The organism is Sphingobium amiense, from assembly GCF_003967075.1.
In the GTDB taxonomy this organism is placed as follows: domain Bacteria; phylum Pseudomonadota; class Alphaproteobacteria; order Sphingomonadales; family Sphingomonadaceae; genus Sphingobium; species Sphingobium amiense.
Genome location: NZ_AP018664.1, coordinates 4,113,519 through 4,140,464, shown reverse-complemented (window position 1 = coordinate 4,140,464; position 26,946 = coordinate 4,113,519). Strand labels below are relative to the sequence as shown.

Annotated in this window: 26 protein-coding genes and 1 tRNA gene; 5 read left to right on the top strand and 22 right to left on the bottom strand. The window is 63.6% G+C overall.

Annotation, left to right across the window (positions count from 1 at the left end; all coding sequences use genetic code 11):
* Window positions 1-11: 11 nt before the first annotated feature.
* Entirely contained in the window at window positions 12-1,268 is a 1,257-nt protein-coding gene (locus SAMIE_RS19825) for a tyrosine-type recombinase/integrase (protein WP_066696516.1), read from the top strand.
* Here the strand turns inward: SAMIE_RS19825 and SAMIE_RS19820 are convergent.
* The 21 genes from SAMIE_RS19820 to SAMIE_RS19720 form a co-directional block, all read right to left on the bottom strand.
* Window positions 1,258-1,530, bottom strand: coding sequence for a helix-turn-helix transcriptional regulator (locus SAMIE_RS19820; RefSeq protein ID WP_066696515.1), 273 nt, complete (start codon window positions 1,528-1,530; stop codon window positions 1,258-1,260). The two genes, SAMIE_RS19825 and SAMIE_RS19820, sit on opposite strands and share 11 nt — an antisense overlap.
* A gap of 27 nt (window positions 1,531-1,557) precedes the next feature.
* Window positions 1,558-1,782, bottom strand: coding sequence for a DUF2274 domain-containing protein (locus SAMIE_RS19815; RefSeq protein ID WP_066696513.1), 225 nt, complete (start codon window positions 1,780-1,782; stop codon window positions 1,558-1,560).
* A 2-nt stretch (window positions 1,783-1,784) separates the two neighbouring features.
* Window positions 1,785-2,897: a TrbI/VirB10 family protein gene (locus tag SAMIE_RS19810; protein ID WP_439951074.1), complete on the bottom strand. Its 1,113-nt coding sequence runs from the start codon at window positions 2,895-2,897 to the stop codon at window positions 1,785-1,787.
* Window positions 2,898-2,923: 26 nt separating this feature from the next.
* Window positions 2,924-3,910 carry a P-type conjugative transfer protein TrbG gene (trbG, locus tag SAMIE_RS19805; protein WP_066696509.1) on the bottom strand — a complete coding sequence of 329 codons (987 nt, stop codon included), beginning with the start codon at window positions 3,908-3,910 and terminating at the stop codon, window positions 2,924-2,926.
* Entirely contained in the window at window positions 3,907-4,596 is a 690-nt protein-coding gene (gene trbF, locus SAMIE_RS19800; RefSeq protein WP_066696507.1) for a conjugal transfer protein TrbF, read from the bottom strand. The genes trbG and trbF overlap by 4 nt, the downstream gene beginning before the upstream one ends.
* Window positions 4,593-5,939: a P-type conjugative transfer protein TrbL gene (gene trbL, locus SAMIE_RS19795; RefSeq protein ID WP_066696505.1), complete on the bottom strand. Its 1,347-nt coding sequence runs from the start codon at window positions 5,937-5,939 to the stop codon at window positions 4,593-4,595. Before trbL ends, trbF begins: the two co-directional genes overlap by 4 nt.
* 3 nt (window positions 5,940-5,942) lie before the next feature.
* The gene (trbK-alt, locus tag SAMIE_RS19790) at window positions 5,943-6,224 is read right to left on the bottom strand and encodes a putative entry exclusion protein TrbK-alt (protein WP_066696503.1); all 282 of its coding nucleotides are present in this window, start codon (window positions 6,222-6,224) and stop codon (window positions 5,943-5,945) included.
* A gap of 11 nt (window positions 6,225-6,235) precedes the next feature.
* Window positions 6,236-7,000 (bottom strand): P-type conjugative transfer protein TrbJ, encoded by a 765-nt coding sequence (trbJ, locus tag SAMIE_RS19785; RefSeq protein ID WP_066696501.1) that lies wholly within the window; start codon window positions 6,998-7,000, stop codon window positions 6,236-6,238.
* Window positions 6,997-9,447 (bottom strand): conjugal transfer protein TrbE, encoded by a 2,451-nt coding sequence (gene trbE / locus SAMIE_RS19780; RefSeq protein WP_066696499.1) that lies wholly within the window; start codon window positions 9,445-9,447, stop codon window positions 6,997-6,999. The genes trbJ and trbE overlap by 4 nt, the downstream gene beginning before the upstream one ends.
* Before the next feature lie 13 nt (window positions 9,448-9,460).
* Window positions 9,461-9,736, bottom strand: coding sequence for a VirB3 family type IV secretion system protein (locus SAMIE_RS19775; RefSeq protein WP_066696497.1), 276 nt, complete (start codon window positions 9,734-9,736; stop codon window positions 9,461-9,463).
* Window positions 9,736-10,068, bottom strand: coding sequence for a TrbC/VirB2 family protein (locus SAMIE_RS19770; RefSeq protein ID WP_066696495.1), 333 nt, complete (start codon window positions 10,066-10,068; stop codon window positions 9,736-9,738). The genes SAMIE_RS19775 and SAMIE_RS19770 overlap by 1 nt, the downstream gene beginning before the upstream one ends.
* Window positions 10,065-11,048 (bottom strand): P-type conjugative transfer ATPase TrbB, encoded by a 984-nt coding sequence (trbB, locus tag SAMIE_RS19765; protein WP_066696492.1) that lies wholly within the window; start codon window positions 11,046-11,048, stop codon window positions 10,065-10,067. Before trbB ends, SAMIE_RS19770 begins: the two co-directional genes overlap by 4 nt.
* 145 nt (window positions 11,049-11,193) lie before the next feature.
* Entirely contained in the window at window positions 11,194-11,655 is a 462-nt protein-coding gene (locus SAMIE_RS19760) for a ribbon-helix-helix domain-containing protein (RefSeq protein ID WP_066696490.1), read from the bottom strand.
* A gap of 10 nt (window positions 11,656-11,665) precedes the next feature.
* On the bottom strand, window positions 11,666-13,657 hold the full coding sequence (locus SAMIE_RS19755; RefSeq protein WP_066696488.1) for a conjugal transfer protein TraG: 1,992 nt from the start codon (window positions 13,655-13,657) through the stop codon (window positions 11,666-11,668).
* Between the two features lie 169 nt (window positions 13,658-13,826).
* Window positions 13,827-14,786, bottom strand: coding sequence for a LysR family transcriptional regulator (locus SAMIE_RS19750; protein WP_083952345.1), 960 nt, complete (start codon window positions 14,784-14,786; stop codon window positions 13,827-13,829).
* Window positions 14,787-15,941: an MFS transporter gene (locus tag SAMIE_RS19745; protein ID WP_197724656.1), complete on the bottom strand. Its 1,155-nt coding sequence runs from the start codon at window positions 15,939-15,941 to the stop codon at window positions 14,787-14,789.
* 124 nt (window positions 15,942-16,065) lie between these two features.
* Window positions 16,066-16,141: transfer RNA gene (locus SAMIE_RS19740), tRNA-Cys, on the bottom strand.
* Window positions 16,142-16,147: 6 nt separating this feature from the next.
* Window positions 16,148-17,341, bottom strand: coding sequence for an aspartate aminotransferase family protein (locus tag SAMIE_RS19735; RefSeq protein ID WP_066696484.1), 1,194 nt, complete (start codon window positions 17,339-17,341; stop codon window positions 16,148-16,150).
* Entirely contained in the window at window positions 17,338-18,603 is a 1,266-nt protein-coding gene (gene hemA, locus SAMIE_RS19730) for a 5-aminolevulinate synthase (RefSeq protein ID WP_066696483.1), read from the bottom strand. Before hemA ends, SAMIE_RS19735 begins: the two co-directional genes overlap by 4 nt.
* A complete protein-coding gene (gene pdxY, locus SAMIE_RS19725; RefSeq protein ID WP_066696482.1) occupies window positions 18,600-19,445 on the bottom strand; it encodes a pyridoxal kinase in 846 nt (281 codons plus the stop codon). The genes hemA and pdxY overlap by 4 nt, the downstream gene beginning before the upstream one ends.
* Window positions 19,446-19,462: 17 nt before the next feature.
* Window positions 19,463-20,695: a benzoate/H(+) symporter BenE family transporter gene (locus SAMIE_RS19720; protein WP_066696481.1), complete on the bottom strand. Its 1,233-nt coding sequence runs from the start codon at window positions 20,693-20,695 to the stop codon at window positions 19,463-19,465.
* Between the two features lie 111 nt (window positions 20,696-20,806).
* Here SAMIE_RS19720 and pdxR point away from each other — a divergent pair, with 111 nt between their 5' ends.
* From pdxR to SAMIE_RS19700, 4 genes are all read left to right on the top strand, one after another.
* Window positions 20,807-22,297, top strand: a complete 1,491-nt coding sequence (pdxR, locus tag SAMIE_RS19715; protein ID WP_066696480.1) for a MocR-like pyridoxine biosynthesis transcription factor PdxR — start codon at window positions 20,807-20,809, stop codon at window positions 22,295-22,297.
* 134 nt (window positions 22,298-22,431) lie between these two features.
* Complete coding sequence (locus SAMIE_RS19710) at window positions 22,432-23,133, top strand: glutamine amidotransferase (RefSeq protein ID WP_066696478.1); 702 nt, start codon at window positions 22,432-22,434, stop codon at window positions 23,131-23,133.
* Window positions 23,134-23,301: 168 nt separating this feature from the next.
* Window positions 23,302-24,606 (top strand): serine hydroxymethyltransferase, encoded by a 1,305-nt coding sequence (gene glyA / locus SAMIE_RS19705; RefSeq protein WP_066696475.1) that lies wholly within the window; start codon window positions 23,302-23,304, stop codon window positions 24,604-24,606.
* Window positions 24,607-24,623: 17 nt separating this feature from the next.
* Window positions 24,624-25,439 (top strand): YggS family pyridoxal phosphate-dependent enzyme, encoded by an 816-nt coding sequence (locus SAMIE_RS19700; protein WP_066696473.1) that lies wholly within the window; start codon window positions 24,624-24,626, stop codon window positions 25,437-25,439.
* A 61-nt stretch (window positions 25,440-25,500) separates the two neighbouring features.
* Here SAMIE_RS19700 and SAMIE_RS23490 read toward each other — a convergent pair whose 3' ends face one another.
* Window positions 25,501-26,733 carry a DUF3363 domain-containing protein gene (locus SAMIE_RS23490; protein ID WP_083952359.1) on the bottom strand — a complete coding sequence of 411 codons (1,233 nt, stop codon included), beginning with the start codon at window positions 26,731-26,733 and terminating at the stop codon, window positions 25,501-25,503.
* Window positions 26,734-26,946: the final 213 nt, after the last annotated feature.

The window sequence follows — 26,946 nt, the reverse complement described above, 5'->3', positions numbered from 1 at the left end:
CGGAGGGTTCAATGCTGACTGATGCGGGTATCAAAGCCCTGAAACCAAAGGATAAATTGTACAAAGTTGCTGACCGTGACGGTATGTACGTCGTGGTGCAGCCGTCGGGATCGATCGTGTTCCGTTACGACTACCGGATGAACGGCCGGCGCGAGACCTTGACGCTGGGCCGATATGGGGCGGCCGACCTGTCTCTGGCGCGTGCGCGGGAGAAGCTGATCGACGCGCAGCGTGCCATTCTGGAAGGGCGGTCGCCCGCTCAAGAGAAGCAGCGCGAAAAGCGCCGTATCAAGGAAGCAAAGAGCTTCGGCGAGTTTGGCGAGCGCTGGTTGCAAGAGCACCGGATGGCGGAAAGCACCCGTGCGATGCGCCGCACGATCTATGAGCGGGACATTCTTCCGACGTTTCGCAATCGCTTGCTGACGGAAATCAGCCCCGAGGATTTGCGGGGGATGTGCGCGAAGGTGAAGGGACGTGGAGCGCCGGCCACGGCGGTCCACGTTCGGGACATCGTGAAGCTGGTCTACTCTTTCGCGATCCTGCACGGGGAGAAGGTGCCGAACCCGGCAGATGAGGTCGGGCCCTCTTCGATCGCGACCTTCGTTCCAAAGGACCGTTCACTATCGCCCGCCGAAATCCGGGTCATGCTCGGCCAGCTTGAGCATGTGGCGACGTTGCCGACCATCCGGCTCGGAATGAAGCTGTTCCTGCTCACCATGGTCCGCAAGAGCGAGTTGCAGGACGCCACCTGGGATGAAGTCGATTTCGAGAATGCGGTGTGGACGATTCCGAAAGAGCGGATGAAGCGATCCAAGGCGCACAACGTCTATCTGCCGGAGCAGGCGATCGACATCCTCGTCGCGCTCAAGACCTGTGCCGGCAATTCCAGATACCTGCTGCCGTCGCGCTACGATGCGGACGCGCCGATGTCGCGTGCGACGTTCAATCGCGTGACCTATGCGGTCGTCGAACGGGCCAAAAAGGAGGGACTGCCTCTGAACCCGTTTACTGTGCATGACCTACGCCGCACGGGTTCGACGCTGCTCAACGAGTTGGGCTTCAATAGCGATTGGATCGAGAAGTGCCTGGCGCATGAGGATGGGCGCTCGTCGCGCGGCATCTACAACAAGGCGGAATATGAGCACCAGCGCCGCCATATGATGCAGGAATGGGCCAATCTTATCGACGCCTGGGTCGCCGGTCAGAAGTATGTCCCGACGCTTTATCCGGTGTCCATGGACCTTCTGGTTCCCGAGCCTAGCCTTTGACGGGCCGGAATTTCCTCAGATTGACGTCAGGGGACGGCGCACGCCTGACGGCTTTCTCTCTGGAGGCTTGTCGACGTTTTTCAAGCCAAGCCTCGACTTCGGCGAGATCCCAGACCACGCATCGCGCGGTCAGATAGAACCGCTGCGGAAATTCGCCCCGTTGCTCCATGTCGTAGATGGTGGTGTCGGCAAGGGGGACGATTTCGCGAAGCTGGTGTCGACGAATGGTGCGTTTGCTAAGTGCGGACGGCGAATGGCTCATCTCTGATCTCGTTTCTTATGATTGCGCCTACGGTGCGCTGGGGGACGTGCGCCGCGCCTTGGCGAAGCCGCGATCCGTGGCGATGAAACGCTCCAGCATCGGTGCGATGAGTTTCGCGGGCTCTACCGGGCTTGCCCCTTCGGCGAGGATGCGGCCGTACTCGGTCAGGTCACGGTGGAGCGCGGCAGGCAGCTCCACCGTGACCTTCACGGGCTTGTCGTCCGCGATGGGGCCGAGTTTCAGTTTCGCCATTGTCAGCTCCTGTAGGGTTCGAGCACCAGGTCGCGCGTGACGACTATGCGGACCGGGAAGCCGGGCCGGATCGTCAGTGTCGGCGCGACCTGCAACTGGCGCTGGATGATCTGCTGACCGGCCTGATTGACGGTGTCCTGCGCGCCGCCGCGAATAGCAGCGATGAGGCGGTCGTTGTCATCGGTGGCGAGTTCAGTGCCTACGCCGAGGAGGGTCGAGAGCGCGGCGGCCTTGGCGAGATCCCACCAGTGATAATCGACACCATCTTCCAGACCGGCATAGCCTTGCGTGTCTGCGCCCGGCTGGCGCTCCAGCACCATGGAACGGCCATTGGGCAGAATGAGCCTGTTCCAGACGAGCAGCACGCGGCGCTGCCCGAATTGCACGCTGTTGTCATACTGGCCGATGAGCCGCGTGCCTTGCGGCACAAGCAGGATGCTTCCAGTCGGGCTGTCATAGATGTTCTCCGTGACCTGCGCGGTGATCTGTCCGGGGAGATCGGAGCGGATGCCGGTGATGAGCGCGGCCGAGATGACCGCTCCAGCCTGAAGCACGAAGGGCGACGCCGGCGGCGTGACGCGATCGGGCGTTACGGTGCGCCGGTCGGCCGCCGCATTGAGGAAAGCAAGCTGCTTGTCCTGTGCGGTCGGCTGCGCTGCTGCGCCGCCAGGGTCGAAGCCGGCAAGGCCCGGCATCGCACCGGGTGCTGCCGCTGCCGTCGATCCCTGCCGCGACGGGAAGAAGACGGTGCTGACGCGGGCGGCTTCCTCTTCGGCACGGCGGCGCTGTTCGGCCTCGTCGACGCCGGGTGTTGGAACCACGGGCGGCACGACAGGTTGGCCCGCGTTCTGCGCGGACAGGATCGGTCCACCGAGATCGCCGGGCAGCGCCGGACCAAGGACCGGCCCGGTATAGTCGCGTGGCAGGCCGGCGAGACCATCGGCGGTCTGGCGGTTGGCGGTCGAATAGAGTTCTTCCCCGCCATCGCCGGGGCCGCGGGTCTGAAGCGCGTAGATCAGCGCCCCGCCGATCCCGACCAGGGCGACGGCCGCGACGCTGGCGAGCATCTTGCGCGACAGGCGGGTAACGCGGGGCGTTTCCGCGCGCAGGCGCATGGGGGCGGCATTGGTTTCGGCTTCGATCATGATTGCGGCCTCCCGTCGGTGCGGACGATCCTGACAGTCTGCTGGCGGTCGCCGGCACCGAGACGCAGTTCGGCTACGCCGAACAGGCGATCGACGATCAGGATGTGTTGATAGATGCGGCTGTTGGCGATCTGCGCTTCGCCCTCGGGGCCGATGACGAAGATCGGCGGCATCTCGCCCTGCACGATGCCACGCGGGAATTCGACATAGACGCGGCGGCCGTCGTCATAGACGGCGACGGGCTTCCATGGCGGATTGCTGCTGCCGGTCAGGCTATAGCGATAGTTGCGCGCTGCGACCGCGGGGATGATCGGCGTAGCCGGCACGGCCTGCTGCCCGCCGCTTGCCGGTTGCGGATAGGCCCAGGCCACGGCGGGCATATAGGGCTTCTCGCCCGAACGCAGCTCGACCATGTAGGTGCGGCGGTCAGTGGAGATAACGAGATTGGTGGTGATATCGGCGCGAGACGGTTTCACCAGCACATGCACGCGGCGGGTGACACCGGAACCGGATTCGGTGTCGCCGATGATCCACCGGGCGGTGTCGCCCGCCGCGATCGGCCCGGCGCCGGTCAGGGTCTCGCCGGGCTCGAGCGCGATGCTGGTGATCTGGCCGGGTGCGGCATAGACCTGATAGAGCGCGCCTTCCGACCACGGATAGACCTGAATGGCGTTGAAGTAGCCTTCGCGGCGTGGCTGCACACGAGCCGCCGTATTGGCGTTGTCGATGCGGCCAGTCGGGGTGCCAGCCGCTGTGCCTCCGCGCGCGACGGTCCAAGCCGGTGGGATATGCAGAGGCTTCAGGCGCTCATCCGTCACGCTCACGGGAATGGCCGGGAGCGGCGGGACATTGGCGTCGTAGCTGATCTCGGGCGGCCTATTGGTGGCGCAGCCGGCAAGCATCGTCGCAGAAAGCAGCAAGCCCGGAATTGTGGATTTACGGAAAGCCTGATTGGCGGGTTTGTAGATCTTTGACCGGCTCATTGACTCATCTCCCGCGACCAGTTGATGGCGTTGACGTAGATACCGAGCGGATTGACCTTGAGCCGTTCGGCATCACGCGGAGGCTGGAGGGCGACGGTCAGGATCGCGGTCCAGCGCTGCGTGCCGGAAAGCTGACCGTTCTCGAAATGCCGTTCCGTCCAGGCGACGCGGAATGAATCCGGTGACGCGCGGATGACGCTGGAAACGTCCACGGCGATCTGTTGCTTGCCGACCTTGGTGAAGGGATCGTTGGTGCGGGCATAATCGTTGAGCGCGCCCGCGCCGCGATCGGTGGTCCAGTCATAGGCGCGAAGCCAGTTCTGCCGAACAATGATGGGATCGGCAGGAATTGAACGAACCTGTTCGATGAAACGGCCGAGATGCCATGCGATCTGCGGATCGGTCGGGCGATAGTCAGCGGCGGCCGGAGCGAGGGCCTGCGCCTGGCCGAGATTGTCGACCTGCACCACCCACGGAACGACGGTGCCCTGCACGGATTGCCAGACAAGGGCGGCGGCGAAGCCTGCCGACAGGACCAGCGATCCGAAGGCCATGTATCGCCAGTTTTTCGCCTGCACGCGGGCCGAGCCGATGCGCTCGTCCCAGACCTGCGCGGCGCGCTGGTATGGGGTCTCGGGTTCGGGTGTCTTGCCGTAATGCGCGGCGGGTCGTTTGAAGAGGTTCATGAGCGGTCACTTTCGGAGAGGTTGACGGAAGAGCCGGAGCCGTGGCTGTCGCCGGAGCGGATGGCGTTTGCGGTTGTCTGGACGGCGTGGCCCGTATGGCCGGATTGGCGCATCCGCTGCGCCCAGCCAGGCGCTGCATTGGCTGGTTGTGACGGGGCGGACGGAGCTTCAGCCGCGCCGCCGACTGTGCCCGTGGTTGAGGAGCCGCCGGTCGCGCCGAAGCCGGATTTGACGCCGTCCGAGAAGCTGGATTTGACGCTGGCGGCAGCGCGGCGAAGCGGCGAGATCGCCGCGCTGCCTGCTGCGCGACCAACGCCGCCCATGCCCGATGCCACACCGGACGCACCGGACTGGCCCAGCGAGCCGAGGCTATAGGCGGCCGAAGCTGCACCGGCTGCGGTCGCGCCGCCACGGACGGCGGCTGCACCCGTCGAGAACGCGGCTGCGCCACCTTTGGCGGCGAGGCCGGCGGCTCCAGCACCAGCCAGCACCATGCCGCCCGCCGCAAGTCCTGTGCCGACAGCCGCGCCCGCGCCGAGCTGCGGACCGCCAGAGACCAGGCCGTTGGCGATACCGGGACCGAAGATGCCGAGACCGACCAGCGATAGTGCGGCCAGCACGACGGCCATGGCGTCGTCGATGCTCGGGGTCGCGCCGCCAAAGCCGCGCGTGAACTCGCTGAACAGCGTCGATCCGATGCCGATGATGACGGCGAGCACAAGAACCTTGATGCCGCTGGAGATAACATTGCCAAGCACGCGCTCAGCCATGAAGGCGGTCTTGCCGAACAGGCCGAAGGGGATCAGTACGAAGCCGGCCAGCGTCGACAGTTTGAACTCGATCAGCGTGACGAAGAGCTGGATGGCGAGGATGAAGAAGGCGAGGATCACCAGCGCCCAGGCGAAGAGCAGGCACGCGATCTGGATGAAGTTCTCGAAGAAGCTGACCCAGCCCATCAGGTCGGAGATGGAATCGAGCAGTGGGCGTGCAGCGTCGAGGCCGGTCTGCGCGACCTTGCCGGGCCGCATCAGATCCTGCGCGGAAAAGCTGGTGCCAGAGGCTTTGAGGCCGAGGCCGGAAAAGCTTTCGAAGACGATCTTCGCGAGGTTGTTCCAGTTGCCGATCAAGTAGGCGAAAACGCCAACGAACAGCGTCTTCTTGATGAGGCGCGCGAGAATGTCGTCATCGGCGCTCCAGGACCAGAACAGCGCGGCGAGCGTCACGTCGATGACGATCAGCGTCGTGGCGATGAAGGCTACCTCGCCGGAGAGCAGTCCGAAGCCTGAGTCGATGTAACGGGTGAAGGTCCCGAGGAATTTGTCGATGACACCTGCGCCGCCCATGGTTCACCGCCCATCCGGTGCGGCTGGCGCGGTCGGCGTGCGGCTAAGGAAGCGGTCGCGCGTCTCGGCCCAGACACGCATGCATTCCGCATCCTCGGCCGCCTTCTGGCCAAGCTGCTGGCACCGGCGCTGTCCTTCGCGTAGCGGATCGCGTGAGAACTCATGAAGGCGGACCGGCACGGATGCCGGAGCCTCTTCCTTGCGGGTCATCTCGATCGCGGTCGCCGTGATGGCAACCGCGACGAAGATGATTGCGCCCAGCCGGGCCAGCATCTTGCCGTCCATGGCCCGCTCCTTCAGTTGCCGTTGCCGAACATCTGCGCATTGCCGGGGGTGTAGGTGGTTCCCGGTGTCAGGAAGCGACGGCGCTGCTCGCGTCCCTGTTCGGCGGCGGCAGTGCGCTCTGCCTCGGTGAGCGCCCCTGCGCGACCATTGGCGGCGAGAAGTGCCACTAGGTCGGAAAGCTGCTGCGACTGGAGGGCGAGTAGCTGGTTGCCCGCCTGTGTCGCCTGAAGCGCGCCGCTCGCGCTCTGGCTCTGGCTGACCAGCGCCGACATCTGCGTGCGGTTGCTGTCGATATTGCCGACGACGCCGGCCTGTACCCGCATTGCGTCCTGCAAACCGCCGACGGTGTTCTGCCAGCGTGACCGCGCATTGGCGACAAGCTGCTGGTCGGTCGTCGACATCGAGACGTTGCCGTATTTTTGGCTAAACATCTGGTCGATCTGCTGGACGTTGAAGGCGATGCCCTGCGCCTGCTGCAAAAGCTGCTGGGTCCTCTGGACGTTCTGCTGCAAGGTCTGAAGCGCCGAGAACGGCAGGCTGGCGAGGTTCTTCGCCTGATTGATGAGCATCTGCGCTTCATTTTGGAGCGAGGTGATCTGATGCGTGACCTGCTCCAGCGTCCGCGCCGCCGTGAGGACGTTTTGTGCGTAATTCGACGGGTCGAACACGATGATTGCGTGCGCGGGTGTCGTGAGCATCGGTGACAGCGCGATCGGCGCGGCCAGCATGGTCGCGGCGAGGAACGCGGCACGCGAGCGGATAAGACGGGTTTTCATGACAAAGTCTCCTTTTCGGCTTGGGGGATAGGGAAAGTCGGGATGAGATCGGCGGCCCAGCCAGCGCCTCGGGCTTGGAGCCAAGCTGCGAGAAAGCCGTCGCGACCGTGCTCGGCGGCGAGGTTCGCGATCAGCGTCTGGTCGGATTTGGAGGAAGCGGCGCAAAGCGCGAGGCCGACTTCGGACAGGCCCAGCTCGAACAGGCGGTTGCCGCGCCGGGACTGGCAGTAATAGTCGCGCTTGGGCGTCGCCCGCGCCAATATCTCGATCTGACGGTCATTGAGGCCGAAGCGACGATAGATGGCCGTGATCTGCGGCTCGATCGCACGCTCGTTCGGCAACAGCAGGCGTGTCGGGCAGCTTTCGATGATCGCCGGCGCGATGCTCGAATTGTCGATGTCACTGAGCGACTGTGTGGCGAAGATGACCGATGCGTTTTTCTTGCGCAGCGTCTTCAGCCATTCGCGGAGCTGGCCGGCGAAACCTTCGTCGTCGAGCGCAAGCCAGCCCTCGTCGATGATGAGCAAGGTCGGCCGTCCGTCGAGCCGGTCGCCGATGCGATGGAACAGGTAGGACAGGACGGCAGGAGCCGCCCCGGTTCCGACCAGGCCCTCGATCTCGAAGGCTTGCACGGCTGCGCGGCCAAGATGTTCGGCTTCGGCGTCGAGCAGCCGGCCATAAGGGCCACCTACGCAATACGGGCGGAGCGCTTGCTTGAGATCGTTGGATTGCAGCAGGACGCTGAGGCCGGTGATGGTACGTTCCCCGACCGGCGCGGAGGCGAGCGAGGTCAGCGCCGTCCAGATATGCTCCTTGGCTTCGGGCGTGATCGCGATGCCCTCGCGCATCAGGATCGCCACGATCCAGTCGGCGGCCCATGCACGTTCATAGGTGTCGTGAATGCGCGCGAGCGGCTGGAGCGAGACGGAGGTGTCGGAGCCTTCCGTCAGACCGCCGCCGAGATCGTGCCAGTCGCCGCCCATGGCGAGCGCGGCGGCGCGGATCGAACCGCCGAAATCGAAGGCGAAGACCTGGGCGTTTTCGTAACGGCGGAATTGCAACGCCATCAGCGCGAGCAGCACGGATTTGCCCGCGCCGGTCGGGCCGACGACGAGCGTATGGCCGACGTCACCGACATGAAGGGATAGCCGGAACGGGGTGCTGCCTTCAGTCTTGCCATAGAGCAAGGGGGGCGCACCGAAGTGTTCATCCCGTTCCGGCCCCGCCCACACCGCCGAAAGCGGGATCATGTGGGCGAGATTCAAAGTGCTGATGGGGGGCTGCCGGACGTTGGCGTAAGCGTGTCCGGGCAAGCTGCCGAGCCAGGCGTCAACCGCGTTGACGGTTTCGACCATGGCCGTGAAATCGCGGCCCTGAATAACCTTCTCGACGAGGCGCAGCTTCTCGTCGGCGAGACGCGGATCGGCGTCCCAGACCGTGATCGTGGCCGTGACATAGGCCATGCCCGCCATGTCGGCCCCCAGCTCCTGCAAGGCCATGTCGGCGTCGAGCGCTTTGTTTGCAGCATCCGTGTCCACGAGGGCGGACGCCTCGTTGGTCATGACTTCCTTCAGGATCGCCGCGATGCTCTTGCGCTTGGCGAACCACTGGCGGCGGATCTTGGTGAGCAGCTTGGTCGCGTCGGTCTTGTCGAGCAGGATCGCCCGCGTGCTCCACCGATACGGGAACGCGAGACGATTGAGATCGTCGAGCAAGCCGGGCGTGGTCGCAGTCGGGAACCCGGTGACGGTGAGGACGCGCAGATGCTCACCGCCCAGGCGTGGCTCCAGCCCGCCGGTCAGCGGCTGATCGGCGAGCAGCGCATCGAGATAGACCGGCGTTTCTGGGACGCGGACGCGATGCCGGTTGGTCGAGACGGTGGAGTGCAGATAGGTCAGCGTCTCGCTGTCATCGAGCCAGGCGCATTCCGGCATGAAGCCGTCGAGCAGCGCGAGGACGCGATCGGTGCGATCAGCGAACGCGCGCAGGATCTCGCCGGCGTCGACGCCTGCGTGCTCGCGACCTTCGTAAAGCCAGGTCTCCGCGCGGGCGGCTTCCTCGGCCGGCGGCAGATAGAGGAAGGTGAGAAAGTAACCGGATACAAAATGGCTACCTGCTTCCTCGAAACCGGCCTTGCGCTCGGCCTCAACGAGGCCCGAAGCCGGATCGGGAAATGTGCTGTCGGGATAGGTCGCGGCTTCGGAACGCTGTGCCTCGACAAAAATGCTCCAGCCGGAGCCCAGACGGCGGAAGGCGTTGTTGATGCGGCTGGCGACGGCGACCAGCTCGGCGGCAACGGCGGAATCGAGATCGGGACCGCGAAAGCTTGCGGTGCGCTGGAAAGAGCCGTCCTTGTTGAGCACGACGCCTTCAGCGACGAGCGCGACCCACGGCAGATAATCGGCTAGGCGGTTGGCGGTGCGGCGATATTCGGCGAGGTTCATCATGGCTGTGCCTCCCTCAGACCGACAGATGACCGGGGATGCGCAGATGGCGGCGGCCGACCTCGACGAAAAGCGGATCACGCTTCGCCGCCCATACCGCCGCGAAATGCCCGACAGCCCAGATCAGCAGGCCAACCAGCCACAGGCGCAGGCCAAGGCCCACGGCTCCGGCCAGCGTCCCGTTCAGGATCGCGATGGATCGTGGCGCGCCGCCGAGCAAAATATGCTCGGTCAGCGCGCGATGGACCGGCACGGTGAAGCCCGGCACGCCCAATTGTTCGAAGCCCGCCATCAGACGAGCGCCCCGCCGCCGAACGAGAAGAACGACAGGAAGAAGCTCGACGCGGCGAAGGCGATGGAGAGGCCGAACACGATCTGAATCAGCTTGCGGAAGCCGCCCGAGGTATCGCCGAAGGCGAGCGCCAGACCGGTCGCGATGATGATGATGACGGCGACGATCTTGGCGACCGGCCCCTCGATCGACTGAAGGATTTTCTGAAGCGGCGCTTCCCACGGCATGGACGAACCGGACGCATGGGCGGCCGGAACGAGAACGAGATTGACGTAGGCGAAGGCGGCGGCGGTCGCGATCGTGCGACGCACGCGGATAGTGGTGCGGATCATGCGGATTCTCCTGTGCTGGTGGGGATGGCTTGGGTGATGCGGTAGTCGCCGTCGGCACCGAGCCCTTCGACGCGGGCGAGTTCGACGAGCCGGCGCGCGGAACCGCGGCCGGAGAGGACGGCAACGAGGTCGATGGTCTCGGCGATCAACGCGCGCGGGACGGTGACGACGGCTTCCTGAATGAGCTGTTCGAGACGGCGCAGCGCGCCGATGCCGGTGCCGGCGTGGATCGTGCCGATGCCGCCGGGGTGTCCGGTGCCCCAGGCTTTGAGAAGGTCGAGCGCTTCAGCGCCGCGTACCTCGCCAATCGGGATGCGGTCGGGCCGCAGGCGCAGTGAGGACCGGACGAGATCGGAGAGCGTGGCGACGCCGTCCTTGGTTCGCATGGAGACAAGGTTCGGGGCGGTGCATTGCAGTTCGCGCGTGTCTTCGATGATGACGACGCGATCGGTGCCCTTTGCCACTTCGGCCAGCAGCGCATTGGTTAGCGTGGTCTTGCCGGTCGAGGTGCCGCCGGCGACGAGGATATTGGCGCGGGACGTGACAGCCGCACGCAACGCTTCCGCCTGATCGCCGGACATGATGCCGGCAGCCACATAATCGTCGAGGGTGAAGACGGCGACGGCGGGCTTGCGGATGGCGAAGGCCGGGGCTGTGACCACAGGAGGCAACAGCCCCTCGAAGCGTTCGCCGGTCTCGGGCAGTTCAGCCGAGACGCGAGGGCTTCGGGCGTGGACTTCCGCGCCGACATGATGTGCGACCAGGCGCACGATGCGTTCGCCATCTGCGGGCGACATCATCTCGCCGGTATCGGCCAGACCTTCGGAGAGACGGTCCACCCAGATACGGCCATCCGGGTTCAACATCACCTCGACAACGGCCGGTTCTTCCAGAAAGCGGGCGATGGCGGGGCCGAGCGCGGTGCGCAGCATCCGCGCACCGCGTGCAATGACTTCTGGTTTTTGGTGGTTGGCAGTCATATCGGCCCCGTTTGTTCACGAGGCGCAACAGACAGTCCCCGGATTGGGGTCGATTAAAAGAGCCGCAAATCAGGCCGGTTCAACAAGTATCTAAGTGCGTGCGGGGATCGGCGGCCCTCGGCGGCGAATAGGTCGGATTGAATATTCAAGCTGGATCACTATTCGCCTCGAACTGATCTGTCGAAGGCTCCGCAGGAACCGACTCGACATCGCGTGACAGCTCTTTCAAGAATCTGTCTCCGGTGGCCAATCGACGGCCGAGCGTCTGCATGAAGCCTTTGAACCGCTCCGCACCTTTTGCCTTGGCGGATGCTTGCGCGCCGTCCGGCACCGGCGGCGTGACCAGGAGCCAGAATTGGACAAACAGCGAGACGGCCTCGCCGAGCACGGCGAGATCTTCGTCTAGCCCGTCGATCTGGCGGCCGAGCTTGTCGAGGCGGCGCGACATGGCTGCTTCCAGTTTCTCGCTCGTATCGCCCGACAGGAAGGAGGCGACAGCCGCCTCGACGATGGCGGATTTCGAGACCTTGCGGCGCAGCGACAGGGCTTCGATCTGTTTGAGCAAGGCTGGATCGAAATAGACATTCATGCGGGTGCGGGTCGTCATGGCGAGTTCCTCAAAGTTCGATGCCGTCGCCGGGGTCTAGTGACGCCTGCCGCGCGATTCCGCGCATTCGGGCGCGCATGGCGTTGGCCTTGGCGGCGTCCACGTCCGGTTCGTCGTCCAGTAGGTCGAACTCCTGTGCTGACGGCGGGCACGGCGTGATGATATCCTCATGCTCGGGCAATTCCGGCTCGCGGCGGATGCCCGCATTGGCCGGGTCGCCATCGGCATCGCCGGGATTGGTCGAGGATGCTCCACCGGCCGCCGCGACAATGCGGGCGGACCAATCGTCCGATGCTGAAGGGTTTGCGGCAGACGCCAGGGTGGCAAGGTCAGGCGGGGTCAGGATGCGCTCCTGCAACCGCCGATCCTCGAAATACCGGGCCTTGCTGGCGCGGATCGGCGGTGTTCCGGCCACCATGACGATTTCGTCGGTAGGCGGGAGCTGCATGATCTCGCCGGGAGTCAGCAGCGGCCGCGCCGTCTCTTGCCGCGAGACCATCAGATGGCCGAGCCATGGCGAGAGCCGGTGGCCGGCATAGTTGGTGGAATCGCGCATCTCCGTCGCCGTGCCGAGCGCGTCGCTGACCCGCTTTGCAGTCCTTTCGTCATTCGTCGCGAAACTCACCCGGACATGGCAATTGTCGAGGATCGAGTTGTTCTGGCCGTAGGCGCGTTCGATTTGATTGAGGCTCTGCGCGATCAGGAAGCCCTTGATGCCGTAGCCCGCCATGAAGGCCAGAGCGGACTCGAAGAAATCGAGACGGCCGAGCGCTGGAAACTCGTCCAGCATCAAGAGCAGCCGATGGCGTTTGCCAGAAGTCGTCAGCTCCTCGGTGAGCCTGCGACCGATCTGGTTGAGGATCAGGCGGATCAGCGGCTTGGTGCGGTTGATGTCAGACGGCGGAACAACAAGGTAGAGGCTGACCGCCTTCTTGCCTCCGACGAGATCGGCAATCCGCCAGTCGCACCGTGTCGTGACGCGAGCCACGACCGGATCGCGGTAGAGGCCGAGAAAGCTCATGGCAGTCGAGAGCACGCCCGACCGCTCATTGTCGGATTTGTTCAGTAGCTCGCGGGCGGACGATGCGATGACGGGATGAACGCCGGCTTCGCCCAGGTGCGGCGTGTCCATCATCGCGCGCAAGGTGGCTTCCACCGGGCGGCGCGGATCGGACAGGAAGTTGGCGACGCCGGCCAGCGTCTTGTCCTTCTCGGCGTAGAGGACATGCAGGATCGCGCCGACCAGCAGGCTGTGGCTGGTCTTTTCCCAATGGTTGCGCTTATCGAGACTGCCTTCCGGATCGACCAGAATATCCGCGATATTCTGCACGTCGCGGACTTCCCATTCGCCCTGCCGCACCTCCAGCAAGGGATTGTAGGCCGAGGATTGCACGTTGGTCGGATCGAACAGCAGGACGCGGCCGTGCCTTGCGCGGAATCCAGCTGTCAGCGTCCAGTTCTCGCCCTTGATATCGTGGACGATGCAGCTTCCCGGCCAGGTCAGCAGCGTCGGCACGACGAGGCCAACGCCTTTGCCGGATCGCGTCGGCGCGAAACACAGGACATGCTCCGGCCCGTCATGGCGCAGATAATCTTGGTTGTAGCGCCCGAGCACGACACCATCGGGACCGAGCAGGCCGGCCGAGCGGATTTCCCTGTCCTCAGCCCATCGTGCCGAGCCATAGGTCGCGACGTTTCCGATCTCGCGCGCCCGCATGATCGACATGGTGATGGCGACGGCGATGGCGAGGAAGCCGCCAGACACCGCGATAATGCCGCCCTCGGTAAAGATCGCGGGTGCGTAGGCGTCGAAGGAAAACCACCACCAGAAGAAGGCCGGGGGATAATAGACCGGCCAGCCCACCAGCTCGAACCATGGGGTTCCGAGTTGCGCCTGAAAGCCGAGCCGCCATGCTGTCCATTGTGTCGCCGCCCAGGTCATGACGAACACGATGGTCAGGACAACGGTGATCTGACCCCAGAGAATTCGGCCACCACGCATACAGGCTCCAATCGGCAAAAATGTCGGAGCCGATCAGAGAATGGGCGTTTTTGGGAGTGGCAACAGGTAAGACGAGGCCGGAGGGCTGCCGGATACGATCGGCGGCAAATCGGATGGATCGGGCTTCAGCCGGTGTGTTCGTCGCGCGGTTTGGAACGACAGCAAGAATTCAATTGGGTTGAGTCGAGCGGCCCATTTCGTCTGCCAGGGCGAGCAGGTTGCGGAGTGCAGCGCTACGGTTCTGCGGCGACCATACGGCCGAAAACACGACAGGTTCCGGCTCGTCGTCGATCGACAGAAAGGCAACCCCTGCCGTGGGAGATAGTTGGCTCGCGGCTCCAAGAAGCGTGATGCCAAAACCCTGCGCGACCATGGACAACAGCGTACCGCGTTCCACCTCGAAACGCTGGATGACCGGCTGTGGCCAGCGTCCGGCAAGACGCAACACGATATGGTCATGGACCTGCGGTCCCGTTCCACCATGGCGGACAAGGAAAGTCTCACTCGCGAGATCGGGCCATGTGACGCAGGGTTCTTCAGCGAACCGATGGTTTGCCGGTAGCGCCGCGACCAGCGGTTCGGTCCAGATGGGACGAGAATGGCAATCGGGCAGATCGAACCTGCCGACCAGAAATGCAACGTCGAGCCGGTGGGCGCGCAACTGTATGATCGCGTCGCGCGCCGATCCTTCGACCATTTCAACGCCGATGGCGGGATGGTCCGCTCGGTATCGCGTCACCAGATGGTCGAGAAAGCTGCCGGGGATGAGGCCATGAATACCCATGCGCAGGCTGCCGCAATCTCCCGACGCGGCCAGGCTGGCGGTTTTTATAGCATGGTCGAGATGGTCGACGCCGGTTGTGACGCGCTCGACAAAATGCCGGCCAGCTTCGGTCAGTCGAACGCCGCGCGTGTTGCGCTCGAATAGCGGAATACCAAGTTCTTCTTCCAGCGCCCGAATACGGGCGCTGACACTTGATTGGCTAATGCCGAGCGCCTGGGCGGCATGGTGGAAGTTTAGGTGTTCTGCGACAGCCAGCGTCTGGATAAGAGATGCCATCGGGATACGCCCGCTGAACAGTTGGGGCGATTGATGCAGGGAAGTATCTTTCAGCCGCCGCCTGCGCATTCATCGCCCCCTCTCGCTGGTCGACAGTCGGCGGGTGCCAAACCACACAAGAAGAGCGAAAAGACTGAACGTCGCCCCTAAAGCCGATACGCCGAGCCAGCCTGAGTGTGCGAACACCATGGTGGAGGTGATCGCGCCAACGCCGCTGCCAAGCGAGTAGAAGACCATGTAGCCGCCGACGAGACGGCTGCGCGCCTCGGGGTGACGCTCGAATATTATGCTCTGGTTCGTGACGTGGACTGCCTGCACGGCGAGGTCGAGAAGTATGACGCCGACAAGAAGCGCCGGAAGCGACACCGGCAGAAGTGCGATCAATGCCCATGACACCAGCAAGAAGATGAGTGAGAGGCCCGTGGTCCATTGTCCAAGACCGCGATCGGCGAGCCTGCCAGCGCCGGTCGCCGCAATCGCTCCAGTCAGGCCGACGAGACCGAACAGACCAATTTGTGTATGAGAATAGGAAAAGGGCGCGGCACTGAGCGGCAGCACGAGCGCAGTCCAGAAGGTGCTGAAAGCCGCGAAAATAAGCAGCGCGAGAACGCCACGGACAAGCAATATCCGGTCATGCAGAAACAGGGTTGGAGTGGATCGTAGCACGGCGAGGTAGTTGTCAGTTCCGGTCGGCGAGGATTGCCGTGGCAGAACACGCAGCAAAAGGCCGACCATGACGAGCGTGAGGACGGCCGAGATGAGATAGACCATCCGCCAACCGCCGAGGTCCGCGAGCAGCCCGGCGATGGAGCGCGCACCGAGGATCCCGATCACGATACCGCTCGTCACGAGCCCAACGGTCCTTCCGCGCTCTTGCGGTGAGGCCAGCGTCGCGGCGAACGCGACGAGAATCTGGATCACGACCGCCATCAGGCCCATTGCGGCCAGACTAGCGAATAGGATTGCCTCCGATCTCGCCATGGCGATCGAAACCAGGGCGATCACCGATAATATGCCCTGGCCGAGTATCAGTTTGCGACGGTCGACAAGATCGCCGAGGGGAACAATGAAGATCAACCCCAGCCCATAGCCAATCTGGGTTAGCGTCACGACGAGACCCACGGTCGCCGGCGCAATGCCGAAATCCTGCGCAATCGCATCAAGCAGCGGCTGAGCGTAGTAGGTATTGGCGACGCTAAGACCGGCCGCGGCAGCAAAGGTCAATGTGGCCGTTCTCGAAAGCCCGCCACCTGATTGCGTGTCATCGCGGTTTGGAGGCATTTCAAAGGTTCCCGCTTGTTCTGAGTTGCGGGACTTTGCTGCACCGCCTCCAGTTTCTTTGATTAGGTGGAGGCCCCGCGCTGGATTCGAACCAGCGCTGCAAGGATTTGCAGTCCTTTGCGTAACCACTCCGCCACGGGGCCCCATTCTCATGTCTCTTTTGCCGCGCGCTTTGAGAGAGAGGGGAAAACCTCGTTGCAGCGTTCGGCGAACAGGCGAATTTCCTCATCGGTGACGATCAGCGGCGGCAGCACGCGGGTCACGTTGTCGCCAGCGGCAATCGTCAGCACCTTCGCCCGCGCGCGCAGCGCTTCAACGATTTCCTGCGACGGGAGCGTGGTTTTGATTCCGAGCATCAGGCCACGCCCGCGCACCTCGACGATGAAGTCGGGATAGCGTCCGGCTACGTCCTGCAGCAGCTCGCGTAGCAAAGCACCCTTGTGCCGGATTTCCGCGAGCAGCGGGTCATCCATCACGATGTCGAGCACCGCGTTGGCGACGGCCCCGGCAAGCGGATTGCCCCCGAAGGTCGAACCATGCGCGCCAGGCGTCATGCCGAACGCCGCGTTGCGAGTGGCGAGGCACGCGCCGATCGGGAAGCCGCCGCCGAGCCCCTTGGCTAGACTCATGATGTCGGGGACAACACTGGATTCCTGATGCGCGAAGAGATAGCCAGTGCGTGCAATGCCACACTGTATTTCGTCAAAGATCAACAGAAGGCCGCGTTCGTCACAAAGCGCGCGGAGCTGGCGCAGAAAGCTGTGACTGACCGACCTGATGCCGCTTTCGCCCTGAATGGGCTCGATCATGATGGCGGCGGTTTCTGGCCCGATGCAGGCGCGGACAGCCTCGATGTCTCCGAGCGGACACTGATCGAACCCGTCGACCGAGGGGCCGAAGCCGTCAAGATATTTGCGGTTCCCGCCAGCAGCCATCGTCGCCAGCGTTCGACCGTGAAACGCGCCTTCAAAGGTGATGATGCGCCAGCGGTCTGGATGGCCATGGGCGTCGTGGTGCCGGCGCGCGATCTTGATCGCGCATTCATTGGCCTCGGCCCCGGAGTTCGCAAAGAAAGCAACGTCGGCGAAACAGGCGGCCGTCAGGCGTTCGGCCAGTCTCTCGGTTTCAGAAATCCGATAGACATTGGACAGGTGCCAGAGCTTGCGGCCTTGGCGCTCCAGCGCTCCGATTAGATGCGGATGTGAATAACCAAGTGCATTGACGGCGATGCCCGCGCCGAAATCGAGATAGCGTTCACCATTCGCCGTAGTCAGCCATGCGCCTTCGCCATGGTCGAACAGCATGGATGCCGGCTGGAACACGGGAAGAAGCGCATTGCTCATGCCAGGCCCTCCACCGTGACGAGGGGATTGTCCTGCTGCGCCGCCACTGCCAGTTCCCTCCAGCGCGGAGATTTCTGGCGGATCGCGACGAGCGCTGCGGCCAGGGCGTTCTCGTCCTCGTCGGTATGGAGCGGAGTTGGCGTAATGCGCAGGCGCTCGGTTCCGCGCGGAACGGTCGGGTAGTTGATCGGCTGTATGTAGATGCCGTATTCGCCCATAAGCTGGTCGGTGATCGCTTTTGCCAGCGCGGCATCACCGATCATCACTGGCAGGATGTGGCTTGGACTCGGCAGAACGGGGATATCACTCGCCAACATCTTGGCCTTGAGCGATGCCGTTCGCCTTGCAAGCGCCAGTCGGGACGATCCGTCTTCCTTCAGGTGATGTAAGGCGGCGCGAATGCCGGCGACGACGGACGGTGGCAGTGCGGTGCTGAAGATGAAACCGGGCGCAAAACTGCGAACGAAATCGACCGCATCGCGACTGCCGGCGATGTAGCCCCCGATCGAGCCGAAACCTTTGCTGAGCGTCCCCTGAAACATGTCGATGCGGTCAAGAAGGCCATCGCGCTCGGCGACGCCGGCCCCACGCGCGCCGTAGAGACCGACGGCATGGACCTCGTCGACATAGGTGAACGCATTGTGCTTCTCGGCGAGATCGCAGATCGCCTCCATCGGCGCGAAGTCGCCATCCATGGAATAGCAGCTCTCGAAGCAGATCAGCTTCGGCCGGTATTTGCAGACGGAGGCGAGTTGCCGTTCGAGATCGCGCCAGTCGTTATGCGCGAACACCCGCTTTTCCGCGCCCGAGCGGCGAATACCCTCGATCATCGAGGCATGGTTCAGCGCGTCGGAAAAGATCACGCATCCGGGCAAGAAACGGCCAAGTGATGAAAGCGCGGCGTCGTTCGCTACATAACCCGATGTGAACAGCAAGGCGGATGGCTTGCCGTGCAGGTCGGCAAGCTCCCGTTCGAGCAGGACATGTTCATGACTGGTGCCGGAGATGTTGCGCGTTCCGCCTGCGCCCGCGCCATATTGTTCTAATGCGTCACGCGCCGCGCCGATGACTTCTGGGTGTACGCCCATCGACAGATAATCATTCGAGCACCAGATCGTAATCCGCCTGCCGGTCCGATGATCGAAGGCATGAATGCCGCTCTGCGATTCCCGTTCAAGATCGGCGAAGACGCGATAGCGTCCCTCCCGGTGCAATTGCGACAGTTCGTTGGTGAAGAAATCCCGATAATTGAACAGGGTCATTCAGAGGGCTCCTTGCAGGCGGGACCAAGCGTTTCGATGACGCTGGCGAGCTGCATTTCGTGTTCGCCCTCAGCCATCGTCCGCCCGAGAATGTCGAGTACGATGGCGGCGGCGCGGCGGGCGGCTTCGACCAGCGTGAGGTCCCGCGCGAGGTTGGCGGTCAGAAGGCCGGTATAGAGATCGCCTGTCCCGACTGGCACCATCGGCAGGCGCGGCGATGTCAGCCGCGTGCAGGACTTGTCCTCGAAGACGATATTCTCCAGCGAGCCGTCCGGCGTATCGGAGAGCGTGCATCCGGTGACGACAAATCGCGCTCCGCGCTGTTCCTGAATTTTCAGAACGGCTGTCTCAAGCTCGCGCCATCTCGATAGCTGGCTGCCCGCGATCAGCCCGACCTCGAACTGGTTGGGCGTCAGCAGGTCGGCCAGCGGGACCAACTCATCGCATATGCATTCCACCACCTGATCGGATACGAAGACCCCGAGATTGGCGTCTCCCATGACCGGATCGCAGATGTATGTGATGTCGGGATTGAGCTGCCGTGCCCGTTTGACGAACGCGGCCACAACTTCGCCGTTGGCGCGGGAACCGAGATAGCCGGAGACGATATAGCGGCTCGTCTCGATCAGCCCGCGTTCCTCGACTCCGCGCAACAGGTCGCCGACAAGTTCCGGCTCCAGCACGCGTCCGCGCATGGTCTCAAAACCGGGATGGTTGGAAAGCAGAGTGGTTGGCACCGCCGCGACGTTCAACCCTTGCGCCTGCATAGGCAGAACGGCGGCGCTGTTGCCGACATGCCCATGCACGACCTGGCTCTGGATCGAGATGATGGAGGTCGTCATGGGCGTCGTCCGGCGTGTCACTTCGCGGCTCCCTCGCTGACCGCCAGGTCGGTGCGCGCGCTGCGCGGTAGGCGGCCGTTCAGGACGATGTACGCGACGAGGCCGATCAACAGGCCCCAGAACGCCCCGCCGATGCCGAGCAGTTTGATGTTGGCGGCGGACGCGAGGAAGGTGATCAGTGCCGCCTCGCGGGAGGTCGGGTCGGCCATCGCCCCTGCGAGGCTGCCGCCGATGGTGCCAAGAAGCGCCAGACCGGCGAGCGTGGTGATGAACGTCGCGGGAAACGCCATGAAGACGGCGGCCAGTGTCACGCCGAACACGCCGACCAGCACATAGAAGCAGCCTGCCGCGATGCCCGCAATCCATCGCTTTGACGGGTCTTCATGCGCTTCCTTGCCCGTGGCGATCGCTGCCGTGATGGCCGCGATGTTGAAGGCATGGGAGCCGAACGGGGCCATGATGAGCGAGCCGAGACCCGTCACGGTCACGATCGGATTGGCGCTGGTCTTGAACCCATCGTTCCGCAAGACCAGCATTCCCGGCATATATTGGCCGGTCAGCGTAATCAGGAACAGCGGCAATGCGACCGAGAGCAGCGCATTCAGCGAGAACGCCGGCATGGTGAAGACCGGAGCCGCGAATTCCAGTTTCAGCCCCGACAGATCGACGCGACCTTGCGTCAGCAGGAAGGCGAGCCCGAGAACCAGAATGCCGACCACAGCGTAACGGGCGGAGAAGCGCTTCAACGCGACATAGGCGACGATCAGCAAACCGACCAGCAACGGATCGACGCTCGCGCCCCCGAAGGCCCCGATGCCGAATTGCAGCAGAATACCAGCCAGCAAGCCCGAGGCGATACCCGGCGGAATCAGGCGGATGACCTTCTCGAAATAGCCGGACATGCCGAGCGCGACGAATGCCGCTGCCGAGATCATGTAAGCCCCGACCGCCTCCGCATAGGGCGTCGTCGCAAGCGCGGTGACCAGAAACGCCGCTGCCGGCGTTGACCATGCCGTGATGATCGGTTCGCGATAGCGCAGGCTCAGGAATAGTCCCGTCAGTCCCACGCCGATAGAAACCGACCAGACCCAGGATGCCGTGAGTTCCGGGCTTAGCCCTGCGATCTTCGCCGCCTGAAAGACCAGAATGAACGTGCCGCCATAGTTGACGATGACGGAGATCAGGCCCGCGACGATTGGATGGGTCAGATCGTTGAAGCGGATGGGTGAAGGCGAGGAACGGGACGACATAATCCTGAGGAGTCTCCTGTGGTTAGGGCGCGCGGCGAACAAGGCGCATTGACATTTAGCCAATAAATGGCCTGATTAGCCCATCCACTTTCCTCAATAGGTTCAGACCATTTGTTCAAGCACTCCCAACTCGAATCCGTGAAGGCATGGGTTGCCCATCCGGCCCATGCGGCGATGCCGCTTCACGCACGGATTCAGCGGGCGATCCGCCAACTGATCGTCGACGGCGCACTCGGGCCGGGCAAGCCGCTGCCCGCCTCACGCGCGCTCGCCAAATCGCTGGGGGTCTCGCGCGATACGATCGAAGCGGCTTATGCCCAGCTTCACGCGGAAGGCTTTATCGACCGGAGGGTCGGAAGCGGCAGCTTCGTCGCGGAGATGACAGAGTTCACGCCCGGTCGCCGTCTGTCCCAGCGGGACACGCTCTTGCGCAACCAGGCTCCCAATCTCAGCAAGCGCGGAGCGGCCATGTTTCGCAGCGGCGGCGTTCGCGAGATGCTTTCGCCGCGGCCGTTCGCCCATGGCGTGCCGGAAACGCGCACCTTTCCGCTTCAGCTCTGGGAACGTCTGGAGCGGCAGGTTCGCAAAGAGGTTGGCGTCCAGACTCTGCTTCACGGCGATCCGCAGGGGACCGAGCCGCTTCGCCGCGCCATCGCCGACTATGTGAATCTCGAACGCGGCGCGCGCGCCACGGCTGACCGGGTACTTGTGCTGACCAGTTCGCAGCAGGCCATGTCGCTCTGTGCGAACATGCTGCTCGATCCCGGCGATCGGATCTTCATCGAAGACCCGGCCTATTACGGTGCACGCAAAGCGTTCGATGCGGCGGGGCTGGAATGCGTTCCGATCCGCGTCGACCGGCAGGGGCTCGTCATCGAGCAGATCATGGCTGAGCCGGGCCGGGCCAAGGCAGTCTTCCTGACGCCGTCCCACCAGTTCCCGACCGGCGTGACGCTGGCGCTGGACCGCCGCCTGGCGCTGATCGAATGGGCCGCGCGACATCAGGCGTGGATCATCGAAGACGACTATGACAGCGAGTTCCATTACGCCGGCAAGCCGACGGCCTGTGTGCAAGGTCTCGATCCACACGACCGGACCATCTACATCGGCACCTTCACCAAATCGCTCTTTCCGGGCTTGCGGATTGGCTATGTCGTGTTGCCGCCCCAGCTCGTGAAGCCGATGACCGTCGCGCGCACGTTGCTGGACGGCCATACGGCCCCCATGGCGCAACTGACGCTGGCCCGCTTCATGGAAGGCGGACATTTCGGCGCGCATGTTCGTACAATGCGCGGCGTCTATGCCGAACGGCTCGACGTGCTGGCTGGTCTCGCCAGCAAGCATCTGTCGGATTTTGTCGAGCCGCGTGTTCCCATAGGCGGGCTGCAAATGCCCTGCGTGTTGACCGGCGATCTCTCGGAGCGCGCGGCCGTCGACGCGGCGCGACGGGTTGGGATCGAGCTTCTTGGGCTATCGGCGCTGCATGCTGCCGGCGATGCGAAGGCCGGCTTCCTGATGGGCTTTGCCGCCTACACACCTCTCGAAATCGAGGTGGCGGTCAAGAAGCTGGCGAACGCGCTTCGGGCGGTGACGAAGCCGTAGATTGCGGATTGCCGGACATTGGGTGATTGGTCTGGCTCAGTGCAAGTAAGTGGATGGGCACGGCGAGCCAATCTTTTGGTATTTATGAACCGACAACTCCACGGCGCTGCTCGCGCAGGAAGAGAGAACGGTTCATGCACAAAACAGCGGTGGCTATCCGGCACGTCCATTTTGAAGACCTTGGCATCTTCGATGCGGTGCTGTCGGACGCCGGCTACGCTGTCCGCTATCACGATCTCGATGCGGACCCTTTCGCGACGCTCGATCCGCTGGAACCGGATTTGCTGATTGTCCTCGGCGGTCCTGTCGGAGTCTATGAAACCGAGGCCTATCCGTACCTCGCCGAAGAGTGCGCCATTCTGGCGACAAGACTGGCCGCTGCTCGCCCGACGCTCGGCATCTGCCTCGGAGCGCAACAAATCGCCAAGGCGCTCGGCGCCGATGTCGGACCTATGGGGCACAAGGAAATCGGATTTGGTCCACTCAGACTGAATGATGCTGGACGGGTTGGGCCGCTTCGGCATCTGGAAGGCATTCCCGTCCTGCATTGGCACGGGGATGCCTTCCAAATTCCCGACACGGCGGAGAATCTGGCGTCGACACCGCTCTGCGCTACCCAGGGGTTTTCGCTTGGCCACCATGTGCTGGCTCTGCAATTCCATCCGGAGGTTGATGTGACCGCCGGTATCGAGCGATGGCTGACGGGTCATGCAGCCGAGTTAGCCGGGGCCGGTATCGACCCGCGCGTGCTGCGCACCCACGCAGCGCAGGTCGGACCGGAACTGCGCGAGGCCGGGCAAAAGATGCTGGCGGAATGGCTTCAGGGCGTGGTCTGACGCTGCGCAGTAACATGCATATTGATCATCCTGACTGAATGGTCTGAATGACCTCTCAAAAGTGGAAGGGAACAGCAGACCACGCCCATGATAGGTGCTGACGGACACTGCCGCGCGAAACCTGCGCGGAGAAGAACCAATTGATCAGCATCTTGAAGGAGATCAGCAATGGCCACATCTCGAGCGCCGCACGCAGTTCAGAAGATCGAAAACGCAGGCGTGAGCGCTGCCGGTTTGTCGCTCGCCGATGACGCCGTTGCTGTTGCGATCGCCAATGAGAAGATTCGCCAGCGCGAGTCCATCGAACTGATCGCCTCGGAGAATTTCGTGAGCCAGGCGGTTCTCGATGCGCAGGGCTCCGTTCTCACCAACAAATATGCCGAAGGCTATCCGCACCGCCGCTACTATGGCGGCTGCGTGAATGTGGATGTTGTCGAGGATTTGGCGATTGCGCGCGTGAACCAGCTTTTCGGCAGCGCTCACGCCAACGTCCAGCCGCATTCGGGCAGCCAGGCCAATCAGGCGGTGTTTCTGGCGCTCCTTACGCCCGGTGATACGATCCTCGGTCTGGATTTGAAGGCCGGCGGACACCTGACCCATGGTGCTCCGGTCAACATGTCCGGCCGCTGGTTCAATGTTGTCAGCTATGGCGTCGATCCGGAGACTCATCGCATCGACATGGATCAGGTGGCCGCGCTTGCGCACCAACACCGGCCCAAGCTCCTGATTGCCGGCGGCTCGGCCTATCCCCGCGTCATGGACTTTGCGCGCTTCCGCCAGATCGCTGATGATGTTGGGGCGGTCCTGCTCGTCGACATGGCGCATTTTGCGGGGCTCGTGGCTGGCGGCGTCTATCCGTCGCCGGTTCCCTTTGCCGATGTCGTCACCTCGACCACGCATAAGACGCTGCGCGGGCCTCGCGGCGGCTTCGTTCTGACCAATGATGCCGAGATCGCGAAGAAGATCAATTCCGCGACGTTCCCCGGCCTTCAGGGCGGACCGCTCATGCATGTCATCGCCGCGAAGGCGGTGGCATTCGGCGAAGCGCTGCAACCGTCATTCAAGACTTATACGCAAGCTGTGGTCGAGAATTGTCGTGTGCTGGCGCAGGCTCTTTCCGATGGCGGTCTGAAGATCACTTCCGGCGGCACGGATTGCCATCTGGCCGTCGTCGATCTGCGTCCCTTCGGCGCGACCGGCAATGTCGCTGAGAAGGCTTTGGAGTCGGTGGGCATCACGCTCAACAAGAATGCGATCCCGAACGATCCGGAAAAGCCCATGGTGACGTCCGGCATCCGCGTCGGGACGGCCGCAGGCACGTCTCGCGGCTTCGGGGTGGACGAATATCGTGAGATCGCCGCGCTCATTCTCGATACGCTCCATGCCGTCCGCGCCGGGACGCTCGATGCGGATCGGCAAGGGATCAACGCGCGCGTGCGCCAGCTCGTCGCGCGCTTTCCGCTGCCTTACTGATAGGAGGCGGGGCCGCGATGAACACGCCTTCGACTATTGAGCTTCTGCCGGAAGAGATCGCCCGCTTCAGCAGCGATCCCGCCATTGCCTTTGCCGCAAACCTGAAAAGAGTTCAGGAGCGCATCGCAGCCGCCTGCCATCGGAGCGGGCGTAGCCTTGATGATGTACGCCTTCTGCCCGTCACCAAAACGGTTCCGGCCCATGTCCTGCGGCTCGCATACGCCGCCGGGATCGCCGACTTCGGGGAAAACAAGCTCCAGGAGGCCCGCGACAAGCGGGCCATCCTCGGCGATCTGCCGATCCGCTGGAGCATCATCGGCCACCTCCAGACGAACAAGGTGAAGTATCTGGTTCGATTTGCCTCCGAGTTCCATGCGCTCGACAGCTTGCGATTGGCCGATGAACTGAATCGTCGCCTGGAAGCGGAGGGACGTGACCTCGACGTGTTCGTGCAGGTCAATACCTCGGGCGAGGCCAGCAAGTACGGCCTACATCCCGACGATCTCATTCCCTTTGTCCAACGCCTGTCCGAATATCCCCGGCTGAAGCCGCGCGGTCTCATGACGCTGGCGATCTTCAGCGCCGATACCGAGCGCGTGCGGACTTGCTTCCGTTTTCTGCGCGATCTGCGCGACCGTGCCGTCTCTATCCACTCTGACCTGACGGAGCTTTCCATGGGCATGTCGGGTGATTTCGAGGTCGCCATTGAGGAAGGCGCCAACGTCGTGCGGGTCGGACAAGCCATCTTTGGCGCACGCCCGACCAGCGATGGGTTTTACTGGCCGGGGCTTATGCTGGACTCCGATGCGTCGGGCTCCGGCAGCAACACATGATGATCGCGAAAGTCTCGTCGCGATGTTACACGCATGGCGTCCTTCATCCGAGGACACAGTGTCAAAGCGCAAGACCGCGTGAACGTCCCAACTGCCACGAGACCGACCCACCCTGCACGATACCTGAGACCTCGCGGCCGAGCTGGCGATCGATGACTGGCCGCCACGGGACAAGGGTGAACTCATGGCTCTGCTCGACAACGGCGAACTTGCCGCTCGATAGCTGCACGGTCCCGGTGAACTTGCCGGTGACGCCCCCGCCGTCGGTGGCCGCGCGAAACGGCAGGGCCTTGCTTGCAGCCATCTCCGTACCGATGCGAGTAATCTCGCGCTCGCGCAGCGTGGCGAGAAGGTTGCGCCGATAGAGCGCGCCGCCGTTCAGCCCGCGCGTTGCGTCGCCCTGTTCGATATGATGCTCGCGGCGGCGGTCCATCGCATCGCGCACCTGCTGGCCGAAGCCGGACGGAACGAGATCCGATGCCTCTGCCGATACAAGTCGCCGGTCGAGCCAGGTCGCACCATCCGCGCCGATCTGGCTTTCCAGCCGGGCGGCAGACAGAACGCGGATATTGGCCTGCCGGTTACGGCCCGCATCATAGGCGGCGGCGCGGTTCTCGAAGTCCTCGGGGATGCGCCACTGGTCGGCGTCGATCCGCTCGGCGATCCCGGCGCGACGTAGCGCCTCCAGCCGCCGGACATGCGCATCGACATAGCCCTCGTAATCGCCGCCCGGAACACGCCCCTCGAACCTCGCCTGTTCGAGATGGCGGCTCGGCCGATAAACGCCGACCTCGGCGATGGTCGCGATGGTGCGGTCGGACGGGCGGCTCGCGGTCTCGGCGGGACCGATCTCGACGACACTGCCGATCCGGGCGTCCGCGACACGGGCCGGGTCGATGCCGGCCAGATGGTGCGTGCGGCCGTCGATACCATCGACCACGACGGTCAGGTTCTCGCCCAGTTCGTCGGTCAGATATTTGTCGACGACGCGGCCGACGATCGGGACTTCCGGCGCAGCATCGTGAATCTGGAAGGTCATGGGATCTCGCTCTAGGCCGTCCGCCTTCAGCGCCTTGTGCATATTGCGGATGATGTCGCCGCGCTCGCCCAGCTCGCGCAGCGCCGGTTCCATCCGCTCGCTCAACTCCCAGACGCCGGACGCGTGCTCGGTAGCGAGCCCCATCTTCTCCAGCTTGGCGAGACGGCGCAGGCTGAGCGTCCGGTTGAACTGGTGCTTCGGATCGGCAGGTTCATGGCGCAGGTCGAGGACGCGGCCTTCGGCTTCCTCCGTCATGGCCCGGTCGATGCGGGTGAAGCGGTCCTGGTCGATCTCGGCCGACAGCTTGCGGCTCTGCTCGATCTCGGTAACGGGGCCGAGTTCGAGCGTCGTCAATTCGCTGGCGCGCTCGCGGATGCCGTTGGCGAGATAGTCGCCGTTGATGACAAGGTTCTCGCCCAGCTCGTCCTTGCCGCGGACGATGACGTGCACATGGGGATGGCCAGTGTT

Coding starts and splice junctions, on each gene's coding strand:
- SAMIE_RS19825 (WP_066696516.1), top strand. CDS start 12: ATGCTGACTGATGCGGGTATCAAAGCCCTGAAACCAAAGGATAAATTG.
- SAMIE_RS19820 (WP_066696515.1), bottom strand. CDS start 1,530: ATGAGCCATTCGCCGTCCGCACTTAGCAAACGCACCATTCGTCGACAC.
- SAMIE_RS19815 (WP_066696513.1), bottom strand. CDS start 1,782: ATGGCGAAACTGAAACTCGGCCCCATCGCGGACGACAAGCCCGTGAAG.
- SAMIE_RS19810 (WP_439951074.1), bottom strand. CDS start 2,897: ATGCGCCTGCGCGCGGAAACGCCCCGCGTTACCCGCCTGTCGCGCAAG.
- trbG (WP_066696509.1), bottom strand. CDS start 3,910: ATGAGCCGGTCAAAGATCTACAAACCCGCCAATCAGGCTTTCCGTAAA.
- trbF (WP_066696507.1), bottom strand. CDS start 4,596: ATGAACCTCTTCAAACGACCCGCCGCGCATTACGGCAAGACACCCGAA.
- trbL (WP_066696505.1), bottom strand. CDS start 5,939: ATGGGCGGCGCAGGTGTCATCGACAAATTCCTCGGGACCTTCACCCGT.
- trbK-alt (WP_066696503.1), bottom strand. CDS start 6,224: ATGGACGGCAAGATGCTGGCCCGGCTGGGCGCAATCATCTTCGTCGCG.
- trbJ (WP_066696501.1), bottom strand. CDS start 7,000: ATGAAAACCCGTCTTATCCGCTCGCGTGCCGCGTTCCTCGCCGCGACC.
- trbE (WP_066696499.1), bottom strand. CDS start 9,447: ATGATGAACCTCGCCGAATATCGCCGCACCGCCAACCGCCTAGCCGAT.
- SAMIE_RS19775 (WP_066696497.1), bottom strand. CDS start 9,736: ATGGCGGGCTTCGAACAATTGGGCGTGCCGGGCTTCACCGTGCCGGTC.
- SAMIE_RS19770 (WP_066696495.1), bottom strand. CDS start 10,068: ATGATCCGCACCACTATCCGCGTGCGTCGCACGATCGCGACCGCCGCC.
- trbB (WP_066696492.1), bottom strand. CDS start 11,048: ATGACTGCCAACCACCAAAAACCAGAAGTCATTGCACGCGGTGCGCGG.
- SAMIE_RS19760 (WP_066696490.1), bottom strand. CDS start 11,655: ATGACGACCCGCACCCGCATGAATGTCTATTTCGATCCAGCCTTGCTC.
- SAMIE_RS19755 (WP_066696488.1), bottom strand. CDS start 13,657: ATGCGTGGTGGCCGAATTCTCTGGGGTCAGATCACCGTTGTCCTGACC.
- SAMIE_RS19750 (WP_083952345.1), bottom strand. CDS start 14,786: ATGCGCAGGCGGCGGCTGAAAGATACTTCCCTGCATCAATCGCCCCAA.
- SAMIE_RS19735 (WP_066696484.1), bottom strand. CDS start 17,341: ATGAGCAATGCGCTTCTTCCCGTGTTCCAGCCGGCATCCATGCTGTTC.
- hemA (WP_066696483.1), bottom strand. CDS start 18,603: ATGACCCTGTTCAATTATCGGGATTTCTTCACCAACGAACTGTCGCAA.
- pdxY (WP_066696482.1), bottom strand. CDS start 19,445: ATGACGACCTCCATCATCTCGATCCAGAGCCAGGTCGTGCATGGGCAT.
- SAMIE_RS19720 (WP_066696481.1), bottom strand. CDS start 20,695: ATGTCGTCCCGTTCCTCGCCTTCACCCATCCGCTTCAACGATCTGACC.
- SAMIE_RS19710 (WP_066696478.1), top strand. CDS start 22,432: ATGCACAAAACAGCGGTGGCTATCCGGCACGTCCATTTTGAAGACCTT.
- glyA (WP_066696475.1), top strand. CDS start 23,302: ATGGCCACATCTCGAGCGCCGCACGCAGTTCAGAAGATCGAAAACGCA.
- SAMIE_RS19700 (WP_066696473.1), top strand. CDS start 24,624: ATGAACACGCCTTCGACTATTGAGCTTCTGCCGGAAGAGATCGCCCGC.
- SAMIE_RS23490 (WP_083952359.1), bottom strand. CDS start 26,733: ATGACGGAGGAAGCCGAAGGCCGCGTCCTCGACCTGCGCCATGAACCT.